At 61.6% G+C, this 21847-nt stretch carries 22 protein-coding genes and 2 tRNA genes; 8 read left to right on the top strand and 16 right to left on the bottom strand.

The genetic code is table 11. The annotated features are described in order from the left end of the window. Positions 1-2: 2 nt before the first annotated feature. From tuf to OOT43_RS16770, 6 genes are all read right to left on the bottom strand, one after another. Positions 3-1193 (bottom strand): elongation factor Tu, encoded by a 1191-nt coding sequence (gene tuf / locus OOT43_RS16795; protein ID WP_266021805.1) that lies wholly within the window; start codon positions 1191-1193, stop codon positions 3-5. A gap of 40 nt (positions 1194-1233) precedes the next feature. Beyond that, on the bottom strand, positions 1234-3330 hold the full coding sequence (fusA, locus tag OOT43_RS16790) for an elongation factor G (protein WP_266021804.1): 2097 nt from the start codon (positions 3328-3330) through the stop codon (positions 1234-1236). A gap of 42 nt (positions 3331-3372) precedes the next feature. Continuing rightward, positions 3373-3843, bottom strand: coding sequence for a 30S ribosomal protein S7 (gene rpsG / locus OOT43_RS16785; RefSeq protein ID WP_266021803.1), 471 nt, complete (start codon positions 3841-3843; stop codon positions 3373-3375). 18 nt (positions 3844-3861) lie between these two features. Continuing rightward, complete coding sequence (gene rpsL, locus OOT43_RS16780) at positions 3862-4236, bottom strand: 30S ribosomal protein S12 (RefSeq protein WP_169604340.1); 375 nt, start codon at positions 4234-4236, stop codon at positions 3862-3864. A gap of 168 nt (positions 4237-4404) precedes the next feature. Continuing rightward, positions 4405-4480: transfer RNA gene (locus OOT43_RS16775), tRNA-Asn, on the bottom strand. A 40-nt stretch (positions 4481-4520) separates the two neighbouring features. Continuing rightward, positions 4521-4597: transfer RNA gene (locus OOT43_RS16770), tRNA-Arg, on the bottom strand. Positions 4598-4727: 130 nt separating this feature from the next. On the opposite strand from OOT43_RS16770, the gene rnd reads away from it, so the two are divergent. After that, positions 4728-5894, top strand: coding sequence for a ribonuclease D (gene rnd, locus OOT43_RS16765; RefSeq protein WP_266021802.1), 1167 nt, complete (start codon positions 4728-4730; stop codon positions 5892-5894). After that, positions 5887-7443, top strand: coding sequence for a bifunctional aminoglycoside phosphotransferase/ATP-binding protein (locus tag OOT43_RS16760; RefSeq protein WP_266021801.1), 1557 nt, complete (start codon positions 5887-5889; stop codon positions 7441-7443). The genes rnd and OOT43_RS16760 overlap by 8 nt, the downstream gene beginning before the upstream one ends. Positions 7444-7449: 6 nt before the next feature. Here the strand turns inward: OOT43_RS16760 and OOT43_RS16755 are convergent, their stop codons facing one another. From OOT43_RS16755 to OOT43_RS16710, 10 genes are all read right to left on the bottom strand, one after another. Further along, the gene (locus OOT43_RS16755; protein WP_266021799.1) at positions 7450-8412 is read right to left on the bottom strand and encodes a YVTN family beta-propeller repeat protein; all 963 of its coding nucleotides are present in this window, start codon (positions 8410-8412) and stop codon (positions 7450-7452) included. 16 nt (positions 8413-8428) lie between these two features. Next, positions 8429-8956, bottom strand: coding sequence for an SRPBCC family protein (locus OOT43_RS16750; RefSeq protein WP_266021798.1), 528 nt, complete (start codon positions 8954-8956; stop codon positions 8429-8431). Positions 8957-9019: 63 nt separating this feature from the next. Further along, on the bottom strand, positions 9020-10456 hold the full coding sequence (sbcB, locus tag OOT43_RS16745) for an exodeoxyribonuclease I (RefSeq protein WP_266021796.1): 1437 nt from the start codon (positions 10454-10456) through the stop codon (positions 9020-9022). A 12-nt stretch (positions 10457-10468) separates the two neighbouring features. Then, on the bottom strand, positions 10469-10648 hold the full coding sequence (locus OOT43_RS16740) for a (Na+)-NQR maturation NqrM (RefSeq protein ID WP_266021795.1): 180 nt from the start codon (positions 10646-10648) through the stop codon (positions 10469-10471). 116 nt (positions 10649-10764) lie between these two features. Continuing rightward, positions 10765-11988, bottom strand: a complete 1224-nt coding sequence (gene nqrF / locus OOT43_RS16735; protein WP_266021794.1) for an NADH:ubiquinone reductase (Na(+)-transporting) subunit F — start codon at positions 11986-11988, stop codon at positions 10765-10767. A gap of 16 nt (positions 11989-12004) precedes the next feature. Next, positions 12005-12613, bottom strand: a complete 609-nt coding sequence (gene nqrE, locus OOT43_RS16730) for an NADH:ubiquinone reductase (Na(+)-transporting) subunit E (RefSeq protein ID WP_266021792.1) — start codon at positions 12611-12613, stop codon at positions 12005-12007. After that, positions 12613-13272, bottom strand: coding sequence for an NADH:ubiquinone reductase (Na(+)-transporting) subunit D (locus OOT43_RS16725; RefSeq protein ID WP_266021791.1), 660 nt, complete (start codon positions 13270-13272; stop codon positions 12613-12615). The genes nqrE and OOT43_RS16725 overlap by 1 nt, the downstream gene beginning before the upstream one ends. Positions 13273-13277: 5 nt before the next feature. Beyond that, positions 13278-14198 (bottom strand): Na(+)-translocating NADH-quinone reductase subunit C, encoded by a 921-nt coding sequence (locus OOT43_RS16720; protein WP_266021789.1) that lies wholly within the window; start codon positions 14196-14198, stop codon positions 13278-13280. Continuing rightward, positions 14191-15393 (bottom strand): NADH:ubiquinone reductase (Na(+)-transporting) subunit B, encoded by a 1203-nt coding sequence (locus OOT43_RS16715; protein WP_266021788.1) that lies wholly within the window; start codon positions 15391-15393, stop codon positions 14191-14193. The genes OOT43_RS16720 and OOT43_RS16715 overlap by 8 nt, the downstream gene beginning before the upstream one ends. A 5-nt stretch (positions 15394-15398) precedes the next feature. Continuing rightward, the gene (locus tag OOT43_RS16710) at positions 15399-16757 is read right to left on the bottom strand and encodes a Na(+)-translocating NADH-quinone reductase subunit A (RefSeq protein WP_266021787.1); all 1359 of its coding nucleotides are present in this window, start codon (positions 16755-16757) and stop codon (positions 15399-15401) included. A gap of 86 nt (positions 16758-16843) precedes the next feature. On the opposite strand from OOT43_RS16710, the gene OOT43_RS16705 reads away from it, so the two are divergent. From OOT43_RS16705 to OOT43_RS16680, 6 genes are all read left to right on the top strand, one after another. Continuing rightward, complete coding sequence (locus OOT43_RS16705) at positions 16844-17188, top strand: hypothetical protein (RefSeq protein WP_266021786.1); 345 nt, start codon at positions 16844-16846, stop codon at positions 17186-17188. A gap of 430 nt (positions 17189-17618) precedes the next feature. Next, the gene (locus OOT43_RS16700; RefSeq protein WP_266021785.1) at positions 17619-17858 is read left to right on the top strand and encodes a hypothetical protein; all 240 of its coding nucleotides are present in this window, start codon (positions 17619-17621) and stop codon (positions 17856-17858) included. Further along, on the top strand, positions 17855-18592 hold the full coding sequence (locus OOT43_RS16695) for a prolipoprotein diacylglyceryl transferase family protein (RefSeq protein WP_266021784.1): 738 nt from the start codon (positions 17855-17857) through the stop codon (positions 18590-18592). Before OOT43_RS16700 ends, OOT43_RS16695 begins: the two co-directional genes overlap by 4 nt. Continuing rightward, positions 18589-19989, top strand: a complete 1401-nt coding sequence (locus OOT43_RS16690; RefSeq protein WP_266021783.1) for a radical SAM protein — start codon at positions 18589-18591, stop codon at positions 19987-19989. Before OOT43_RS16695 ends, OOT43_RS16690 begins: the two co-directional genes overlap by 4 nt. Positions 19990-20196: 207 nt before the next feature. Next, positions 20197-20769, top strand: coding sequence for a hypothetical protein (locus OOT43_RS16685; protein ID WP_266021782.1), 573 nt, complete (start codon positions 20197-20199; stop codon positions 20767-20769). Positions 20770-21219: 450 nt separating this feature from the next. Next, positions 21220-21603, top strand: a complete 384-nt coding sequence (locus OOT43_RS16680) for a DUF2335 domain-containing protein (RefSeq protein WP_266021780.1) — start codon at positions 21220-21222, stop codon at positions 21601-21603. Positions 21604-21847 lie beyond the last annotated feature (244 nt).

Here is a 21847-nt window from a genome sequence, read left to right as displayed (position 1 = left end):
ACTCACTCGATGATCTTGGAGACAACGCCCGCGCCGACGGTACGGCCGCCTTCGCGCACTGCAAACCGCAGCCCTTCGTCCATGGCAATCGGCGCGATCAGCTTGACGATGACTTTGACGTTATCGCCCGGCATGACCATTTCGATCCCTTCCGGCAGCGTCACCGCGCCGGTAACGTCGGTGGTCCGGAAGTAGAACTGCGGCCGGTAGCCGTTGAAGAACGGGGTATGGCGACCGCCTTCTTCCTTGGACAGGACGTAGATCTCGGCTTCGAAGTGGGTGTGCGGGGTGATGCTGCCGGGCTTGGCCAGCACTTGGCCGCGTTCGACGTCTTCGCGCTTGGTGCCGCGCAGCAGGACGCCGATGTTGTCGCCTGCCTGACCTTGGTCGAGCAGCTTGCGGAACATTTCCACGCCGGTGCAGGTGGTCTTGGTCGTGGCTTTGATGCCGACGATTTCGATTTCTTCGCCCACTTTGATGATGCCGCGCTCGACGCGCCCGGTGACGACGGTGCCGCGCCCGGAGATCGAGAAGACGTCTTCGATCGGCATGAGGAACGGCCGGTCGATGGCGCGCTCGGGCTCGGGGATGTAGTCGTCCAGGGCCTGCACCAGAGCTTCGACCGCCGGGACGCCGATCTCGCTGGTGTCACCTTCCAGCGCCTTCAGGGCGGAACCTTTGATAATGGGGATGTCGTCCCCCGGGAAGTCGTACTTGGAAAGCAGTTCGCGCAGTTCCATTTCGACCAGTTCGACCAGCTCGGGGTCGTCAACCATGTCGGCCTTGTTCAGGAACACGACGATATAGGGGACGCCGACCTGGCGCGCCAGCAGAATGTGTTCGCGCGTCTGCGGCATCGGGCCGTCTGCGGCGGAGCACACCAGGATGGCACCGTCCATCTGGGCCGCGCCGGTGATCATGTTCTTGACGTAGTCGGCGTGGCCGGGGCAGTCGACGTGGGCGTAGTGACGTGCGGTCGATTCGTATTCCACGTGAGCGGTGGCAATCGTGATGCCGCGGGCGCGCTCTTCCGGTGCCGCGTCAATCTGGTCGTACGCCTTGAATTCGCCCCCGAACTTCGCCGCCATGCACTTGGTCAGGGCCGCCGTCAGCGTCGTCTTCCCATGATCCACGTGACCTATCGTTCCCACATTCACATGCGGTTTCGTGCGCGTAAATTTCTCTTTGGACACTGTCTTTTCCTCTCAAAACTCGCTCTGTCCCGTGTAACGACTACGACACCGATTTCTTGATGACGGCATCCGCCACATGCGTCGGCGCTTCCACATATTTCTCAAAATGCATGCTGTAGGTTGCCCGACCCTGAGTCGCCGACCGCAGATCGGTGGCGTATCCGAACATTTCGGAGAGCGGCACCTCACAGCGAACAACCTTGCCCGCCGGCGCATCATCCATACCCTGGATGATCCCTCTGCGGCGATTGATGTCGCCCACCACATCGCCCATGTATTCCTCCGGCGTAACGACCTCGACCTTCATGATCGGCTCGAGGAGCACCGGCGAGGCTTTTCTGGCGCCGTCCCTGAACCCCATCGAGCCGGCGATCTTAAACGCCATTTCGCTAGAATCCACGTCGTGGTAAGAGCCATCAAACAGGGTGACCTTCACATCGACGACCGGAAACCCTGCCAAGACACCATTCTGTAACTGTTCTTGGATACCCTTATCCACCGCCGGAATGTATTCCTTAGGAATCACACCGCCGACGACGGCATTCACAAATTCGTATCCCGCCCCCGACTCCGTGGGCTCGAGCTTCAGCCATACGTGACCGTATTGCCCGCGTCCGCCTGTCTGCCGGACATATTTCCCTTCCTGCTCGACGGCTTTCCGGATGGTTTCCCGGTATGCCACCTGCGGCGCGCCGACATTGGCGTCTACACCGAACTCCCGCTTCATCCGATCGACAATGATCTCCAGATGAAGCTCGCCCATGCCGGAAATGATCGTCTGCCCGGACTCTTCATCAGTCCTGACCCGGAAAGAAGGATCCTCCTGCGCCAGCTTGTTCAGCGCGACGCCCATCTTTTCCTGGTCTGCCTTGGTTTTCGGCTCGACGGCGACCGAAATCACGGGCTCAGGAAACTCCATTCGCTCCAGCGTAATGATTTCCTTCGGATCACACAGCGTATCGCCCGTCGTGACATCTTTGAGGCCGATCGCCGCCGCGATATCGCCGGCCCGAACCTCCTTGATTTCTTCCCGGTTATTCGCGTGCATCTGAACCAGCCGACCGATCCGCTCCCGCCGGCCTTTTACAGGGTTGTAGACCGTATCTCCTGAGGAGAGCACACCGGAATAGACGCGGATAAAAGTAAGCACCCCTACGTAAGGGTCGGTCGCTATCTTAAAAGCAAGCGCCGAAAAAGGAGCATTATCGCACGAATCGCGGTGACTTTCGAGTCCTTCTTCGACAATTCCCACAACGGGCGGCGTGTCAACCGGCGATGGCAGAAACTCCACTACCGCATCCAGCATGGCCTGGACACCCTTATTCTTGAAGGCCGACCCGCACAAGACAGGAACGGTTTCGCTGGCCAACGTGCGCGCGCGCAATCCTTCCTTGATTTCCTCGACGGACAGTTCACCCCCTTCGAGGTACTTTTCCATGAGCTCTTCGGAAGATTCTGCGGCAGCCTCGACCATCCTCTCTCGCCAAGAGGCGCAGATGGGGACCATGTCGGGCGGGATATCACCGAGTTCGAAGCGAGTGCCCTGAGTTGAGTCATCCCACCAGACCGCCTTCATGCGCAGAAGATCGACGACCCCTTTGAATTCGTCCTCAGCACCGATAGGCAATTGGATCGGCACCGGATTGGCGCCCAGACGCTTGCGGATCTGCTCAACGACACGCAGAAAATCCGCGCCGGCACGATCCATCTTGTTCACAAAAGCGAGACGCGGAACGCAGTATTTGTCAGCCTGACGCCATACCGTTTCCGATTGGGGCTCAACGCCCCCGACAGCGCAGAACACAGCGCAGGCACCATCGAGCACCCGCAGCGAGCGCTCTACTTCGATGGTGAAATCGACATGCCCGGGGGTGTCGATAATGTTGATGCGGTACTCAGGAAAGGAGCCATCCATGCCCCGCCAAAAACAGGTCGTAGCTGCGGACGTGATGGTGATGCCTCGCTCCTGCTCCTGCTCCATCCAATCCATAGTGGCAGCACCGTCATGAACCTCCCCTATTTTGTGGGAAACTCCCGTATAAAACAGGATGCGCTCGGTCGTAGTGGTCTTCCCGGCGTCGATATGCGCCATGATGCCAATATTCCGGTAGCGCTCGATAGGAGTCGTGCGTGCCACAGCCAAATAACCTGATTATCTTAAAGAGCGGGTCAGCTGGAATTACCAGCGGTAATGCGAGAACGCCTTGTTCGCCTCTGCCATTCGATGAGTATCTTCGCGCTTCTTCACCGCTGAACCGCGATTTTCCTTCGCCTCCAGAACCTCCGCGGCCAACTTCATCACCATGCCTTTCTCGCCCCGCTTGCGGGCTGCATCGATCAGCCAGCGCATCCCCAGCGCCATGCGCCGGGCGGGACGCACCTCGATCGGCACTTGGTAAGTCGCACCACCCACGCGCCTGGACTTCACCTCGACGACGGGCTGCACGTTCTCCAGCGCCTTGGTCAGAACCCCCAGAGAATCCTGCGACGTCTTCGTCTCAATATGGTCGAGCGCGCCGTATACGATCTTTTCCGCAATCGATTTCTTGCCGCTCTCCATGAGCATATTCACGAACCGGGCGAGGGTCTCGCTCCCGAAACGCGGATCGGCGATCACCTCGCGCCGCTCACTCCTTCTTCTTCTGGACATATCACCTAGCCTCTAAAATTAGCTCTTCGGCCGCTTGGCGCCGTACTTCGAACGGGCTTGGCGACGCTTCTGAACGCCCGCCGTATCCAGGCTGCCGCGCACGACATGATAGCGAACACCGGGCAAGTCCTTCACACGGCCGCCGCGAATCAGGATCACCGAGTGCTCCTGCAGGTTGTGGCCCTCACCCCCGATATAAGAGGTCACCTCCGCACCATTCGTCAAACGAACGCGCGCCACCTTGCGGAGCGCCGAGTTCGGCTTCTTGGGCGTCGTGGTGTAGACACGGGTACACACCCCGCGCCGCTGAGGACAGCCTTCGAGCGCAGGGACGTTGCTTTTTTCCTTCTTGCTTACTCGCGGCTTTCTAACCAGTTGGTTGATTGTGGTCATTACCGAGCTCCGAAACTATTCCAACCCGCATCGCGCACAGAACTGTGCGCACAATATGGGAAAGACTAAAGCCGCTCAGAGTAATTACTGGCAGCCGCCATGTCAAGCGCACCCGCGCCGGAACAAAAAATAAAAAGGCTTACATCGCTGCAAGCCTTTCTTGGAATTTGGCTCCCCCGGACGGGCTCGAACCGCCGACCCGCTGGTTAACAGCCAGCTGCTCTACCGACTGAGCTACAGGGGAATAACTAACACGAAACCCAAAACTCCACGGCATTTCAAAATGGCGCGCCTGGAGAGATTCGAACTCCCGACCACCTAGTTCGTAGCCAGGTACTCTATCCAACTGAGCTACAGGCGCGCTGTGGAAACGGCATTATGACGGTGAGCTTACGCAATGTCAATAAGCAATCTGAAGATCTCGAGATTATGGGCGGGGCCAGATCCCCTGCGCATGGAGGGCGGTTACAATCGTCACCCCATATCTTCACATGCCCGCCACCATGCCCTCGGCCACCACTTTCATCGATTCGCCCAGTGAACTTGCGGCATTCTGCAACTCGATCAGCGCGTCACCCTGGATCGCTGTGGATACCGAATTCGTTCGCGATAAGACCTATTATCCCAAATTCTGCCTGCTGCAGATCGCCAACGAGAGCCAGGCCGCCTGCATCGATCCGCTTGGCATCGAAGACCTGCAGCCGGTGGAGAACCTGCTGTTCAATCGAGCCATAACCAAGGTGTTCCACGCGGCGAGGCAGGATCTGGAAATTTTCTTCCACCGCTTCCGATCCGTTCCGGCCCCGATATTCGACACTCAGCTCGCCGCCCCCCTGATCGGGCATCCGGAGCAAATCGGCTATGCCAGCCTCGTCTCGACCCTGCTGGGCGTCGCCGTGAACAAGGAGCACACTCGCACCGACTGGACTCAACGCCCTCTATCGGCGGCGCAGAAGGAGTATGCGGCCAATGACGTGATCCATCTCGCCACCCTGTATCCGAAAATCCGCGAGCAACTTGACCGGCTAAAACGCACCTCCTGGCTGGCGGACGATTTCGCCGCGCTCGAAAATCCACGGCTGTATGTGAACCGCCCCGAGGACGCCTGGGAGCGCATCGGCGGGCTGGACCGACTGAAGCCGGACCAGTTCGCGCTGGCGGTGCGCCTCGCGGCCTGGCGGGAAACCACCGCCCAGAAGAACGACCTGCCCCGCAACTGGATCCTTCGCGATGACGCCTTGCTGGAAATTGCGCTGAGGAAACCCCGCAGCCGCGATGCCCTGCAGACGCTGAGAGGGATCGAATTGCGCGCGGTTCAGCGATATGGCGATGCGATGATCGCCCTTATCCAGGCGCCCGACGACGGAGGGACCTTGCCGCCGCAGCCTCGTCGCGTTCAGCGCCGCAGCGCCGAAACCGAAGCCATTCTCGATGCCATGTCCGCGGTAGTCCGGCTGCGGTGCATCGAACACACCATCAACCCATCCGTCGTCGCCAGCCGCAAAGACCTCGAGGAGGTATTGGAGTCTCCCGCCAACGCCAAAGTCATGCAGGGATGGCGGCGTAACCTGGCGGGGAGCGACATCCGGGCTTTCCTGGAAGGAAGAGCACTTCTGCGCATGAGCGGCGACAAGCTCGCCCTGACCGACCGTGAATGAAATCGCCGCACAAGGCGCATTCCCGGCCGGACTGATGACCGCCGAGGCCTATCCGCACCCGGTTTCCGACATCCGCCTGATCGAAACCCATATTTCCTGGGTGTTCCTGACCGGAACCTATGCCTACAAGGTCAAGAAACCCGTCGATTTCGGATTCCTCGACTTCTCCACCCTCGAACTGAGGCTGCGCTTCTGCGAGGAGGAACTCAGGCTGAACCGGAGGCTTGCGCCCGAAATCTATCTCGCCGTCTGTCCGATCGCCGGTTCGCCGCAAACGCCCCGCATCGAAGGCGAAGGCTCCCCGTTCGAATACGCGGTGAAGATGCGCCAATTTGCGGAAGGCTCGCTGCTCGCGGATGTGGCCGCGGCGCAGGCGCTGACGGCGGACCATATCGGCGCATTAGCCCGTCTCGTCGCCGAATTCCACTGCGCGATTCCGCAATCCGGCAGCGAAGACGACTACGGCAGCCTGTCGAGCATCCGCAGGGCGACGATGGATAATTTCACCCATATCGAGGCCATCCTGCCGCCGGAGCACGTGGCCCGGGACATCGCTCGACTCAGGGAATCAGCACGGCGGGATCACGAAACACTGGAAGGCGTGTTCTGCGCCCGGAAACGCGAAGGTTACGTCCGGGAATGCCACGGTGACCTCCATCTCGCCAACATCGCCTTGATCGATGGAAAGCCGGTTCCCTTCGATGCCATCGAATTCAATCCGGAACTGCGCTGGATCGACGTCATCAGCGAACTCGCGTTCGTCGCCATGGATCTCGAAGCGCGCGGCCTGACCCGGCTCGCGGCCAAGCTGGTGAACGGCTATTTGTCCATCACCGGCGACTACGGCGGCATGGTGCTGTGGGACTACTACCGGCGCTACCGGGCCATGGTCCGGGCCAAAATCGCCGCACTGACTTGGGAGCATACAGCGCAGGACGCCGCGAGAGACGCCCATCTTGCCGGTTTCCGCAGTTATGTCGACTACGCGCTCTCCCTATTGCCCGACCGGCCGGCCCGGCTGATCCTCATGCACGGCGTATCCGGCAGCGGAAAAACTCACGTAGCTGCGCAACTCGCCGAGGAAACCGGGGCAATCATGATCCGCTCGGATGTCGAACGCAAACGCCTGGCCTCGCGCTGCCGCGCCGATCCGGCCCAGGTGTACCTCCCCGCATTCACCCGCACCACTTACGACCGGCTGCTGGAGCTCGCAGCGCCTTTATTGCACGCCGGGCTGTCCGTCATACTCGACGCCACATTTCTCGAACGACGGTATCGGGACGATGCGAGACGGGTCGCGGACACATCCGGCGCCGGTTTCGCCATCATCGCCATGGATGCGCCGGAGGCGACATTGCGCGAACGCATCCGCGCCCGCCAAAGAGCGGGAGCCGACCCTTCGGACGCGGACCTCGACGTGCTGGAACAACAATTGCGGTCCCGCATCCCGCTGAGTGAGGAAGAGGCGGGGTTCACGGTAAACTGCGGCCCCGACAGCACCCTGCCGGAACTGCTGGCGCGGCTGAGGGATCATCGGGCGCAGTCCTGAGGTGACTCAGACACCGCCGATGAATTCGCCGAAGGCCCGACTGCCATTGCCGGTGGGGATTGTCCGCTCCACCTTCAGCGACAGGCCGTTGATGACCGAAACGGTGTTGTCAAACCAATTGGCGACATAGAGATGGATGCCGTCGGGATGCAATGCGATGCCTTCCGGGTATTCGCCCACGGCGATGGTATCCACGACTTTCCGGCCCTCGATATCGATGACCGAGACTGTGTTGTCGTACTGGTTGGTGACGAAGAGGCGCTTATACGGTGCCACATAAGCCACGGCATAGGGACGCTCACCGACTTTCATCGTCGCGATCACCGACAGCGTCCGGACGTCCACGATGGAGACGTCGTTGCTTTCGACATTGGCGGAAAACAAGAGCTCACTCGTGGGATCGAGGGCGATCCCAAAGGGATGCTTGCCCACCTTGACCGTACGCAAGGTTTCCCCGCTCGCCGGATTCATTTCGGCAATGGCGTCGTCGTCGCGATTGGCGACGTACAGGCGCGAACCGCCGGGCGCGAGCACCAAGCCGGCCGGAACGTTCCCCGCGGGTATACGGCGGACGGCAACCCTATTCTCCAGATCGAGCACCGAGACCGCCCTGCCGTACCAGTCCGCCACGTAGGCGAACCGCCCCTCGGCATCGACCGCTACGCCGACCTGGCCTTCGGCGGAGGCGATCTCACCCACCACTTGCAGGTTCCGACCGTCGATCAGCGTGATGCTGTTGCCGCCGGCATTGGTCACTACGATGCGATCGCCGTTCCGGCTGACGGCGACGCCGGCCGGCTCCTTCCCCACCTTCAGCGTGGTCCGGACCTCCCCGCTGGCGGTGTCGATGACGGAGACGCTATCATCTTTCTGGTTGGTGACGTACGCGAACGGCGCTGCCGAAACGGCGGAAGCAAAAAAGGCGGCGGCCAATGCCGCCGCCTTGGCGTTCATAGACATGGAGCGCATGCGGAGCACGGGGCGATCATTTCTTCTCGGCCAGCGCCTTCAGGTTGGCCAAGCCCTCTTTGTAGACCGAAGTAACCGCCTTCAGCGCAGCCTCGTCGTTTTCTTCCGGCGGGGGATTGTTGTTCATGAAGGAGCGGTAGAATGCACCGTTCCATTCCACGGTCGAACCGGCGCCGGACTCCGTGACGGCGATGCTGGACGAATAATTGGCGACCGGCAGGTCTTTCGGATCGACTTCGGTGATCTTGTACGAATAGCTCATCTTTTCGGCGTCGTAGCTCTTGAGCTCTTCCTTGATGATGCCGCCGGATTTGAGCTTCAAGTCGCGCGTCGCGCCCTTCTCGTTGCCGCCCGTCGCGGTGGTGCTCGCCACCTGAGGCATCCACTCGCCCTTGCCGAAGTCCTTGATGATGCCCCAGACGACCGCGGGAGCGGCGTTGATTTCGATGGTCTCGGTGACTTTCTGGCGGGTAGGTCCGTGGGCAAATGCTGAACCGGTCCAAGCGACGAGCAATCCGGTGGCGACAAGCAGAATCTTCTTCATTACTCCTCCGAAAGGGATAGATGGAAAGGTAGCCGTTAAGTATACGGGCAAAGCTCATCCGGGTTAACCGGATAAGTTCCTGCCATAAGCCTCCAGCTCATCCAGGATCGCCAGCTTGCCGGGATCACGTTCCTGGCCGCGAAGCCGCTCGATACTAGAAAAGAACTCCGCGAGGCTCAGGCCGCCGCCTTCGCCTGCCAGGCGGCCCGACCGAAACCGGCTCCAGCGCTCCCGTTCGTCTGCGTTCAGGGTCTCCGGAAAATTCCGGGCACGGAACCGGAACAGAAGCTCGTCGAAACGCCCATCGACGAATCGCGGACGGTAACGGGCCAGTTGCTCGGGCGACTGCACATGCACCCGCTCCAGGGCGCGCCGGTCGGCATCCGGCGTGAAGCCTCCCCGATAGAGCATCAGCTCCGGATCGAGCCCGGATTCCGGCTGCAGCTCCGCCTCGAACACCGCGGCGACCTTGGGGAGGATCTCGTCCGCGTGATCCTGCAACCGGCGGGCGTGCGCCCGGCAAACGGTGGCGTCGATCCCGAGCCTCTCCGCATCTGCCGGTCGCAATGCGGACGGCGGGACGACCACAGGGCAACGGTTGGTATGTACGCCCTTCAACGGAATCCGCTCGGCGCCTTCGGGTAATTCCGCCAGCGGCGTGAACAGCCGCTGGCGGATCTCGTCCGCCGCCAGATCGAGCAGCGGCGCTGGATCGCAGGCAAGATCGAACACGATGACCCGCGTCGCTATGCGCGGATGCCGGCACAACGGCAACACGCAGGCGATGCAGTTCCTGGACGCCGGAAACTTCTCGGAGACATGCAGCACCGGCTGCCAGCTCCCCAGCGCCAGCAGCCGTTCGACGGCCTGTTTACCCCGATTTTCCAGGGCAAACTTGAACAAGCGCGGCTGGCGCTCGCTGATCAGCCGAGCCAAACCTATCGTCGCCCGCACATCGGACAAGGCATCATGCGCCGACTCGTGCACGATGCCATTCGCCGCCGCCAGGCGCTCCAGCTTGAATACTGGCGCTCCCGCGGCATCTCGCGGCCATTCGATCCCATCCGGCCGCAGCGCCTGAGTCAGCCGCGCCAAGTCGATGACGTCCCAGCGCGAATTGCCCGCTTTCCATTCGCGGACGTAAGGATCGTACAGGTTCCGATAAAAAGTGTGGCGCAGCATTTCATCATCGAAACGCAAGGTGTTGTAGCCGAGTACGCAGGTACCGGGCTGCGCGAAGATGCCATAGATAGCGGAGATGAACTCGCTTTCCCGCACGCCAAGCTCGGCGGCCCGCCGGGGAGTGATGCCGGTGATGAGGCAGGCCTCGGGATGCGGCACCACGTCATCCGAGGGCCGGCAATACAGAACGTCGGGCGAACCGACCGGCTTGAAATTCAAATCGGTCCGAACCCCCGCGAACTGGGCAATGCGGTCGCAGGCGGGATCAGTCCCGAACGTCTCCAGGTCGTACCAGTAGAACGAAGCCGGGGCGGCCATTCCGGCTAAGCTTTAGGCCTTGCCCTCGGCCTCCAGCTTGAGGCGCTTCTCGCATTTCTGGGTGCAGATACAGTCGCTGCCATTGAGGCCCCCGCAGGTGCCCTTGATCGCCGGCCGCCCGAAAATGACGCCGACGGACATCATCAGGATGACAAAACCGATGATGGCGAAAGTGATCAGGAATAGAGTCATGGTGTCTTCTCCAGCATGATGCCGGTCGGACCGGCTTACCTCTGTTTGTTCTCTACAGACGGCGCAAAAAGAACGAGGAGCGCGAGGCTCCCCGTTCCCTGCCATTTCCGCGACGATCAGCCGCCGAAATCGTCCAGCATGATGTTTTCGCGATCGACGCCAATATCGAGGAGCATCTTGATGACAGCTGTGTTCATCATCGGCGGGCCGCACATGTAGTACTCGCAATCCTCGGGGGCCGGATGGTCCTTGAGGTACTGCTCGTACAGGATGTTGTGGATGAAGCCCGTGTAACCGGTCCAGTTGTCTTCCGGCTTCGGATCGGAAAGCCCGAGGTGCCACTTGAAGTTCGGGTTCTCCGCCTGCAGCTTGTCGAACTCTTCGGCGTAGAACGTTTCCCGCAGGCTGCGTGCGCCGTACCAAAAGCTCATCTTGCGCTTGCTTTTCAGGCGACGCAACTGGTCGAAGATGTGCGAGCGCATCGGCGCCATACCCGCGCCGCCGCCGACGAACACCATCTCCTTGTCGGTGTCGCGGGCGAAGAATTCGCCGAACGGCCCGGAAATGGTGACCTTGTCGCCCGGCTTCAGGTTGAAGATGAACGACGACATGATACCCGGCGGCAACTGGTCTTCCTTGCCCCAGGGCGGCGTGGCGATACGGACATTGAGCATGATGATGCCCTTCTCTTCCGGATAGTTTGCCATCGAGTAGGCGCGAATCGTCGGCGACTTGACGTGCGACTCGATCCTCCAGAAGTTGTACTTGTCCCAGTCGTCGCGGTACTCGGGCTCGATGTCGAAGTCCGAGAACTTGCAGTCGTAGGGCGGGCATTCGATCTGGATGTAGCCGCCGGCCCGGAAGTCGACATGCTCGCCCGCCGGCAGTTCCAGCACCAGTTCCTTGATGAAGGTGGCGACGTTGTGGTTGGAGCGCACGGTGCACTCCCACTTCTTGACGCCGAACACCTCGTCATGCACATGGATCTTCATATTCTGCTTGACCGTCACCTGGCAGGACAGCCGGTCGCCCTGAGCCGCCTCGCGCTTGGTGATGTGCGAGAGTTCGGTCGGCAGGATCTCGCCGCCGCCTTCCAGCACCTGCACCCGGCACTGGGCGCAGGTGCCGCCGCCGCCGCAGGCCGAAGACACGAACAGGTTGTTGTCGGCCAGGGCCGTCAGCAGCTTGGAGCCGATCGGAACGTGGATGGTCTTCTCACCGTTGATCAGCACCTCCACGTTGCCTTCGGCCACCAGTTTCGACTTAGCTCCGAGAATCACGAAGACCAAGGCGACGACGATAGCCGTGAAGAAAAATACGCCTAAGATAATTTCCAACATGGGATCACCTACATCCTTATAACTGTATGCCGGAGAAGGCCATGAAACCCAGCGCCATCAGACCCGCGGAAATGAAGGTGATGCCGAGGCCGCGCAGGCCCGCCGGTACGTCGCTGTACTTGAGCTTCTCGCGCACGCCGGCCATTGCGGTGATGGCGAGCGCCCAGCCGAAGCCGCTGCCCACGCCGTAGACCACGCTCTCCGAGAAGTTGTAGTCGCGTTCGATCATGAACAGCGAGCCGGCCAGGATGGCACAGTTCACCGTGATGAGCGGCAGGAAGATGCCCAAGGCGTTGTAGAGGGCCGGGAAGAACTTGTCGAGCACCATCTCCAGGATCTGGACCATGGCGGCGATCACGCCGATACAGGCCATCAGGGCAATGAAGCTGAGGTCGACGTCGCGCATTCCCGCCCAGGACAAGGCACCTTCCTTGAGCAGATAGGTGTAGATCAGGTTGTTGGCCGGGACCGTCAGGGTCTGCACGATCACCACGGCGATGCCCAGCCCCACGGCCGTTTCGATCTTCTTCGATACCGCAATGAAGGTACACATGCCCAGGAAGAACGACAGGGCCATGTTCTCGATGAAGACCGACTTGATGAACAGATTGATATAGGCTTCCATCAGTGTGCCTCCCCGTGTGCGGTGGCGATCACGAAATCGGCCTTTTCCACCTGCTGGGTCTTCCAGGAGCGGATCGCCCAGATCAGGAGGCCGATCAGGAAGAACGCGCTCGGAGGCAGCAGCAGCAGGCCATTCGGCACATACCAGCCGCCGTCCTTGACCAGGGGCAGCACGTCGATACCCAGCAGCTTGCCGGAACCGAGCAGTTCGCGGATCACCGCGACCGTAACCAGAATCAGGCTGTAGCCCAAACCGTTGCCGATGCCGTCCAGGAAGCTTTCCCAAGGCGGGTTCTTCATGGCATAGGCCTCGGCGCGGCCCATCACGATACAGTTGGTGATGATGAGGCCGACGAACACCGACAGCTGCTTGCTGACCTCGAAGGCGAAGGCCTTGAGCAGCTGATCCACCACGATCACCAGCGAAGCGATGATTACCATCTGAGCGATGATGCGCACGCTGCTGGGAATGTGGTTGCGGATCAGGGCAATGCCCGCGCTGGAGCAGGCGGTGACCGAGGTCAGCGCCAGACTCATGATCAGCGCCGTCGACAGCTGCGAGGTGACGGCCAGGGCGGAACATATCCCCAGCACCTGCAGGGTGATGGGATTATTGTCGACCAGGGGTTCGACGAGAACTTTCTTCGATTCTTCGTTCATGGGAATTAACCTCTTCCAGCTCTAACTTTCGCCAAATACGGTCCGAAGCCATCCTTGCCCATCCAGTAGCGGATCAGGTTGCTGACGCCGCGGCTGGTCAGGGTTGCCCCGGCCAGTGCGTCCACCTGGTACTCGGCACCCGGTTTGCTGGGGTCGACGCCGCCCTTGACCAGCCCTAACGCCACTTCACCGATTTCGATGGTCTGCCCTTTCTCGGACAGGTTGCTTTCGTGCACCGTGGTCTTGGAATAGTTGTAAACCTTCTTGCCCCTCCACAAGGCTTTCCATTTCGGGTTCACCACTTCGCCGCCCAGTCCGGGCGTTTCCGCCTGGTCGTAGAGATTGAGGCCGATCACGGTTTCACCGTCCGCCTCCAGCGCCATGAAACCGTACATCGTCGACCACAGGCCGTAGCCGCTCACTGGCAGGATCACGGACTTGAGCTGGCCGTTCTCCTTCACCAAATAGACCTTGGCGTACTTGGGCTTGCGCTTGATGCTGGCAATGTCGTCCTCCGGCGGAATCGCCTCGCTCAGGGCCGGCTCCTTGGCAGCCTTGCGCTGATCGAAGGCCTTGGGGTCCAGCGCCGTGCTGTAATCGCCCGTGGCGAGCTCGACGAGCCGGGGTTCGATATTCTTGAACGCCTCGTCGATGTTGGTGCCGTCCTGGAGCAGGCCAGCCACCTCGAGGATGTTGACCTTCTCGTCCCTGGATTTGTTGGATTCCTGCAGCGGCTTGAGAGCCACGGCGGAACCGGACACCAGCACGGCCCCAACCAGACACAGCCCCACCGCGACGGCGACGGTCTTCTCGAAACTGTCGTTTGGCAGCGCCAGCACCCGCTCGGCGTAGACTCGGGCCTTTTCCTTCAGCGCGGCGAACTTGTCACCGCCTTGCACATTCGTCGAATTTGCTGCGTTAGGCATGACGTTTAATCCTTCTTGCGATGTTCGCCTTGATGACCGCGTAATCGATGAGCGGAGCGAAGATGTTGGAGAAGAGGATGGCCAGCATGATGCCTTCCGGGAAGGCGGGATTGACCACGCGAATCAGCACCGTCATGAAGCCGATCAGCGCGCCGAAGATCCAGCGGCCGGTGTTCGTATGCGCCGCGCTGACCGGGTCGGTCGCCATGAAGCTCATGCCGAAGGCGAAGCCGCCCAGCGTCAGATGCCAATACCACGGCATCGCGAACATGGCGTTGGAATCGCTGCCGATGATGTTGAACAGCGTAGAGGTCGCCACCATGCCGACGAAAACGCCGGCGATGATGCGCCACGAGGCAATCCTGGTGTAGACCAGGAAAGCCGCGCCGATGAGGCAGGCCAGGGTCGAAGTCTCGCCCATGGAGCCGCGCTCGAAGCCGAAGAAAGTCTGGAACCAGCCGATGCCCGCCTCGCGGATCGCATCGACTCCGCCCAGCGCCCCCAACCCCAGCGCCGTGGCACCGCTGAAACCGTCCACCGCGGTCCACACCATGTCGCCCGACATCGAAGCCGGATAGGCGAAGTACAGGAACGCGCGGCCGGTCAACGCCGGGTTGAGGAAGTTCTTGCCGGTCCCGCCGAACACTTCCTTACCCATGACCACACCGAAGGAAATGCCGATGGCGACCTGCCATAACGGCGTGTTCGGCGGCATGGTCAGGGCAAACAGGATCGACGACACGAAGAAACCCTCGTTGACGTCATGCTTGCGCACCACCGCGAACAATACTTCCCAGACGCCGCCTGCGACGAGGGTCACGACGTAGATCGGGATGAAATACAGCGCGCCGTGCACCAGGTCCGACAGCGGATTCCACGGATTATGTCCGAACAGGTTGATGATCGCGCCGCGCCAGCCCGGAGCCGACTCCATCCCCAGAGACGTCATCGCGAGATTGGCCTGGTAGCCGGTATTGAAAAGCGCCATCAGCATGCACGGCAGCACCGCGATCCAGACGTAGGTCATCACCCGTTTCAGGTCGACCGAGTCGCGCACATGCGTTGCACCGTGGGTCACATCGGACGGGGTGTACAGGAACGTATCCACCATCTCATAGACGGGATACAGTTTTTCGAAACGCCCGCCCTTGGCGAAGAGCGGGTGCAGCTTGTCGAGAAATTGCCTTGCTGACATGAGACTTAGCCTTCCTTCTCAATCTGGGTGAGGTTCGAGCGAAGAACCGGACCGAAATCGTGCTTGCCCGGATCGACGAAGGTGCACAGCGCCAGGTCTTCTTCGTCCAGCTCCAGACAGCCCAGCGCCTGAGCCATGTCGGTGTCGCCCACCAGGAGGGAACGCACCAACTGGGTCGGCAGGATGTCCAGCGGCATCACGTCCTCGTACACGCCGACCGGCACGACCGCGCGCGGGCTGCCGTTGGTGGAAGTCGTGAACGGGAACTTGCGGCCGCGCTCCTTCGGCAGGCTCGCCAAGGTCACGTTGAGGAAGGAATACTTCGACGCGCTGGGCAGTATCCAGCCCATGAGCTCACGGGCCCGGCCTTCCTCGACCACGCTGACTTGGTTGTGATAACGCCCCAGGTAGCAGCCCCAGTCGTTCGCCTCGCGGCCGTAAAGGACGGAGCCGGAAATCACCCGCACCTCCTTGTCGGCCGCGGTCTGGCCAGCGGTCAGATCGCACAGACAAGCGCCGACCCGGGTGCGCACCAGACGCGGCCGGGCCACGCCGGGACCGGCCAGAGACACGACCCGCTCGGTGCTGATCCGGCCGGTGGTGAACAGCGCGCCGATCGCGATCACGGACTGGTAATCCAGATGCCAAACGCACTTGGACGGTCCGACCGGATCGAGATGATGGATATGGGTGCCGGCCAGACCGGCGGGATGCGGACCGTCGAAGTCCGCGACCACGACCTTGCCGCCATCGACCGAGGGAACGGCCTGGGACGACGCCTTGCAAAGGTAAACCTTGCCCTCGGTCAGCTTGGAGATGACAGTGAGGCCATTCTTGAAATCCTCGGCCCGCTCCTGGATCACCACGTCGGGCCGGGCGGCCAGCGGATTGGTGTCGATCGCCGTCACGAAGATCGAATGCGGCTTGGTTTCCGGGTTCGGCACCTTGCTATACGGACGGGTCCGCAGAAAGGTCCACAGGCCGGAGGCCAGCAGATTCTCCCGTACCTGAGCATCGCTCAAGCCGGCCAGCTCGGCGGCCTTATAAGAGGCGAAAGTCACCTCGTCCTTGCCGTCCAGCTCGATCACCACCGACTGCAGTACCCGCCGCTCGCCGCGGTTGATCGCCTTCACCACGCCGGCACCGGGGGACGTGAAATTCACCCCCGGATTCTGCTTGTCGGTGAAGAGCACACTTCCCAGTTTGACGCGATCACCCTCGGAGACCTGCATCGTCGGCTTGAGACCGATGAAATCCGGCCCGACCAGGGCCACGGATTTCACGGCTCCGCCGTCGGCATGGATCACCTGTTCGGGCGCTCCCGTTATGGGCAGGTCTAAGCCTTTCTTCAGTTTGATTACCATAGTGAAGCCCACTTTCCAGACAAAAATCGGCCGCGCCAACCCCTCGCATGCCTGTCGACGATCCGTTGAGACACCGAGGGGAAGCCGTGGAAACTGTGCAGGGTGTTTATTCTGGAGGGATTACGTATTCACGCGCGGAAAAAACATCCCCCGCGAACCGCCCGGCGGGGCGCAGCTACGCGTCCCAGGAAAACCCTGAACCCACGAAAAACAAAGCGATTTTTGTATTAGATCACAAAACCAACGAGGCAACAATTGAAGCCACTGCGCCACTTTTGTGCACCAGAAGCAGCGAATTGGATCGTTTTCGGACAGGCGCGGCGGGCGGAGTGCAAAAAAAACCGGGCCCGAAGACGAGCCCGGAAACACCATCCCAGAGGATAAAACTTGAGGAAAACATCGGCTGTAACATCAGTTCGCCACTTCCGTGACAACCTTGGGACACATCGTACGGGATCGCGGCCCCACCCCGCCTTGACGTACGTCAAGTTTTCATCAACTCCGGTACTGTTTCGTGCTTCCGCCAACATATCAAACCTTATGATCCTCCGAACTTGCCGGTAAGACAACGCACCGCAACTGCCCATGACGACCATCGTGCACTCCCAGGAAAATTTCCATTTCCGCCGGACGGTACGGTGCCTACCGCTCGCAAAGAAATAAGGTGCGGCCAGGCGAAGCCGCGGCTTATCATTGCTCCGGCTCGGCGCCGATGGCGGCGTCAATGCGCATGCGCCGATCTCCGTGATGTATTTTTGACGATTAGCCGGAGAGATCCGGCACAGCCGGAAGATCTATCCCGGCCCTATTGCAGAAGGCTCGCAAGACGTCCACCCCGAAACCGGCCCGCCGCATCTCCCCATGAATCTCCTCGTCAAGTTGGTCAAAATCCTGCTCCTGCTGTTTTGTGCGGCGATCGCATTCGGCTGGGGCGCCTGCGGCGTTCTCGGGCTGGCAGCGGTCGGCTATCCGAACGGCGACAGCCTGTCTTGGGAAGTTCTTCCGCTGGCCTTGGCGGGCTTCGCGCTGATGGCACTGTTCGGCTGGTTTGCCTGGAAGCTCAAACGCTCCTTAAGTCCGCCCCCCGACAGAGCCCCATGATCCGGGACGCCGCCCTGGCGCACGGCATCCACGCCACTCTGGAGGCGCTGGGCATGGCGCTCGGCGCACGCTATTACTTTTTCCTCCGCAGCAAATCCGGCCTGGCCTCCGCCCTGTCCAACCCCGGTTACGCAGTCCTCGTGGGCTGCCTGCTGGGTGCGGCGATCGGCAACAAGGCGGTGTTCTGGCTGGACATGCCCCAGCTTTGGGCGGCGCACGGCGGCATTGCCGGCTTTTTTTACGGCGGCCAGTCCATAGTCGGCGGCCTCCTGGGCGGGCTGGTCGGAGTGGAAACCGCCAAGACGCTGGCCGGCATGCGGCAGTCCACCGGCGATTTCTTCGTGTTTCCGATCCTGCTGGGGCTCATGATCGGCCGGGTCGGCTGTTTTCTGGCGGGCCTTTACGATGACACCTACGGCCTCCCTACCCAGCTCCCCTGGGGCATCGACTTCGGCGACGGCATCGCCCGCCATCCGACCCAGCTCTACGAAATCCTGTTCGCCGCCCTGCTCTGGGCCGCATTACGCGGGCAGCAAGGCCGCTGCGCCGCCGAGCCGGGCCTGCTGTTCAAGCTGATGCTGAGCGCCTACCTGCTGTGGCGGCTGGGTGTCGACCGTTTGAAGCCCGTGCCCTACCCCTATCCGCTGGGGCTCTCGGGCATCCAGTGGGTCTGCCTGCTGGCGCTCGCGGTCTACGCGCCCCTGGCGCTGCGCCAATGGAGGCGCCTGGCATGAGCCGCAAAACCCGCCCGTATCTGTTCTACGACACCACGGCCTCGGTCTGCTCGGCCTGCCTCACGCGGGTGGAGGCGAAAATCCTCATCAAGGACGGGCGGGTGTTCATGGAAAAGTGGTGCCCGGAGCACGGCTTCGAGCGAACCTTGATGGCGGATGATGCCGACTACTACCGCCTGTGCCGCGAGCAATGGATCAAGCCGCCGGAGCTGACGCGGCGCTTCGCCACGCCGATGGCGCGCGGCTGCCCCTGGGACTGCGGGCTGTGCCCGGACCACATGCAGCATTCCTGCGTCACCGTGCTGGAGGTCACCGAGCACTGCAATCTGCGCTGCCCGGTCTGCTATGCCGGCTCGGGCCCGGACACCCCCGGCTACCGCAGCCTGGACGAAATCGGCCGCATGCTCGATACGATAGTGGAGGCCGAGGGCGAGCCGGACGTGGTGCAGATTTCCGGCGGCGAGCCGACTTTGCATCCGCAGTTCTTCGACATCCTCGCGGCGGCGCGCCAGCGCCCGATCCGCCATCTGATGGTCAACACCAACGGCATCGCCCTGGCGCGCGATCCGGATTTCGCCCGGCGGCTGGCAGAGTTCGGCCCGGGACTGGAGGTCTACCTCCAGTTCGACTCCCTGGACGACGCGGTGCTGCGCCAGTTGCGCGGCGCCGATCTGGCGCGGATTCACCAGCAGGCGCTCGAGCAGCTGAACGCCGCTGGCGTCTCCACCAGCCTGGTCGCCACCTTGCGCAAGGGCCTGAACGACGGCGAGATCGGCGCACTGATCCGCCACGCCCTGGCCCAGCCCTGCGTGCGCGGCATCACCTTCCAACCGATCGAAGACGCCGGGCGCAACGAGGGCTTCGACGCCGCCCGCCACCGCCTCACGGTGAGCGAAATCCGCCGGGCCATCGCCGAGCAATCGGGGCTGTTCGCATTGGAAGACGTGGTCCCCGTCCCCTGCAATCCGGACACTTTGGCGATGGCCTACGCCCTCAAGCTGGACGGCCAAACCCTGCCGCTCACCCGCTACCTGGACCGGGAACTCCTGGTCGGCGGCGCTGCCAACACCATCGCCTTCGAGCGCGATCCGCGGCTCAGGGACACCCTGGTGCAACTGTTCTCCACCGCCCACGGCCCGGAACAGCGGGCCCGCTGCCTGTCCGAACTGCTGTGCTGCCTGCCGCTCATCGAAGCGCCGGCGGCGCTGGACTACCGCAACGTCTTCCGCGTGCTCGTCGTCCAGTTCATGGATGCCGCCAACCTGGACCTGCGCGCCCTGAAGAAATCCTGCGTGCACATCGTCCAGCCCGACGGCCGGATGATCCCGTTCGAAGCCTACAACCTGTTCTACCGGAACCCCGCACGAGCGCCCTGCTCCTCAAGCCCATCGCCATGAACCGCTCCCCACGCCCGTGGGGATGAAACCGACGATACCTCGATCAACCAACGCCATCGGTGACACGCCTTTCCGAGGGACCGGACAGGCGGAAGCACAGCCGCACTGATGCGAGTGTGTCGAGATGCCTCGCAATTTTCCCTATGATGCAGCCTGACTTGAGAAGTCCTGCCTCCACCTTAACCCCGACCGAATGCGAGATCCCCGTTGAACTCCAATGCTCAAACTACGAAGCGTTTACACGCCATCGCCATCGTTCTGGGCGTTGTTGCCGGAACTTCGGCTGCCCCCGCCCAACAACCCGAGTCGTCGCCCGCGCCCTCGCTCGTCCCCGCCGTCCCCGCCGTCACCGACCGGCTCCCGCTGCCGCTGCCGTTGCCTCGAACCTTCGAGCGGCGCGAGGACAGTCAGCCGTTTCAACAAACCGTACGGTTCACGATCGGCAACGAGGAAAAGGAAGGCTATGCGGAGATTGCCGTACCAGCGCGGCACCGGCTGGTCATCGAGCATGTCTCCGCGTTGATGCAGGGGCCTTCCGGGCAGAGATATTTCGCGTCCTTGCGGACGACCGTCCGGCGGGAAGAGACCGCCTGGCATTATCTGGTCTTGTCCCCGCAGTACAGCGGGGCCGGGATCGATGTCTATGCGGCGGCCCAACCGATGCGGGTATACGCCGATCCCGACGGACTTCCGATGCGATTTTCAGTCAGCCGCGGCATGGACGACGGCGGGACGGTTTCCGTCGACGCCACGGTCTCCGGTTATCTGCTCGACCGATAACGCAGGCGTCTTGCGGCAGGCTGTTGATCTGGCAATGCCGCTCAAGCGATGATAACGCCATAAATCGATGCCGGTTAAACAATTGGCTGGAAACCGGCGCAGAAACGGGATAGATGAATGGTCACGATGCGGGTTTTCTGGAAAGGCTTTGTGCGCGGTCTGGCAAGTCCGGCCGCCATCTTCAAGTTCCGGCGATATCATCCCTCGCACTCGGCGGAGTTCCTGCAGGGTCTAGGCCGGACTGACCAGACCTGCCACCTTTCAGACAAACAACAATACCACGCGATTCAGCCTTATCCGCGCTGGCGTGACTAGCCGTCGCCCCCAGTCCTGCCGGATTCACGACGCCGGATGTTTCCACCATCGCAGTCCCACACCCGTTCCACACTGCCGATCGGTAACCCGAACCTCCAAGCGCCGTCAGTTTTGAGATTACCAAGAGGCCCTGTTGTGTTGAGCACCGCGAATCCGATCCCTCCCGAAGACCACCCCGTTCCGCCGCCGCAAATGCTGGAGCATTACGAACGTATTCTTCCCGGTGCGGCCGAACGCATCGTCCGCATGGCGGAAGAGGACCTCAGGCACCGCAGGGAACTGGAACACAAGACCCGCGAAGCGGAAATCGCCCTGCGCCAGGCTGCCCAGGACCTGGAACAGAGAAAATTGACCGAATATTACCGCATGGGCCAGTTCGGCCAGATGGCGGGGATCGCCGTCTCCATACTCGCCATCGGCGGCGCCCTGGTCGCCGCTTTTTATGACGCCCCTTGGGAAGTTTCCGCCGCGATCATGGGGCTCCCGATCGCCGGCATCGTGTTAAGCCTGCGCTCTTGACGCATCTCTCCGCTGCAGCGGGGACCGTAACGCATTCAAGGCTGGACGATCCGCCCGACCTCCCGCCACCGAGCCGGCATCCGGTAACGGCGCATTCACCACCCGGTCGCTGAAATCGTTCACGACCGGTCTTCCCTGCGGCGACAACCCGACCGCATGGCACGCCCCGAAAGCCGCCTCACCGCCAATCGGGTCGCGGTAGTTGCCGCGACGAAAATTTTCCGATTCCTCAAACCACAGACTA

Origin of the sequence: Methylococcus mesophilus (assembly GCF_026247885.1) — a bacterium.
In the GTDB taxonomy this organism is placed as follows: Bacteria; Pseudomonadota; Gammaproteobacteria; order Methylococcales; family Methylococcaceae; genus Methylococcus; species Methylococcus mesophilus.
This window is presented reverse-complemented; position numbering and strand designations above follow the sequence as displayed.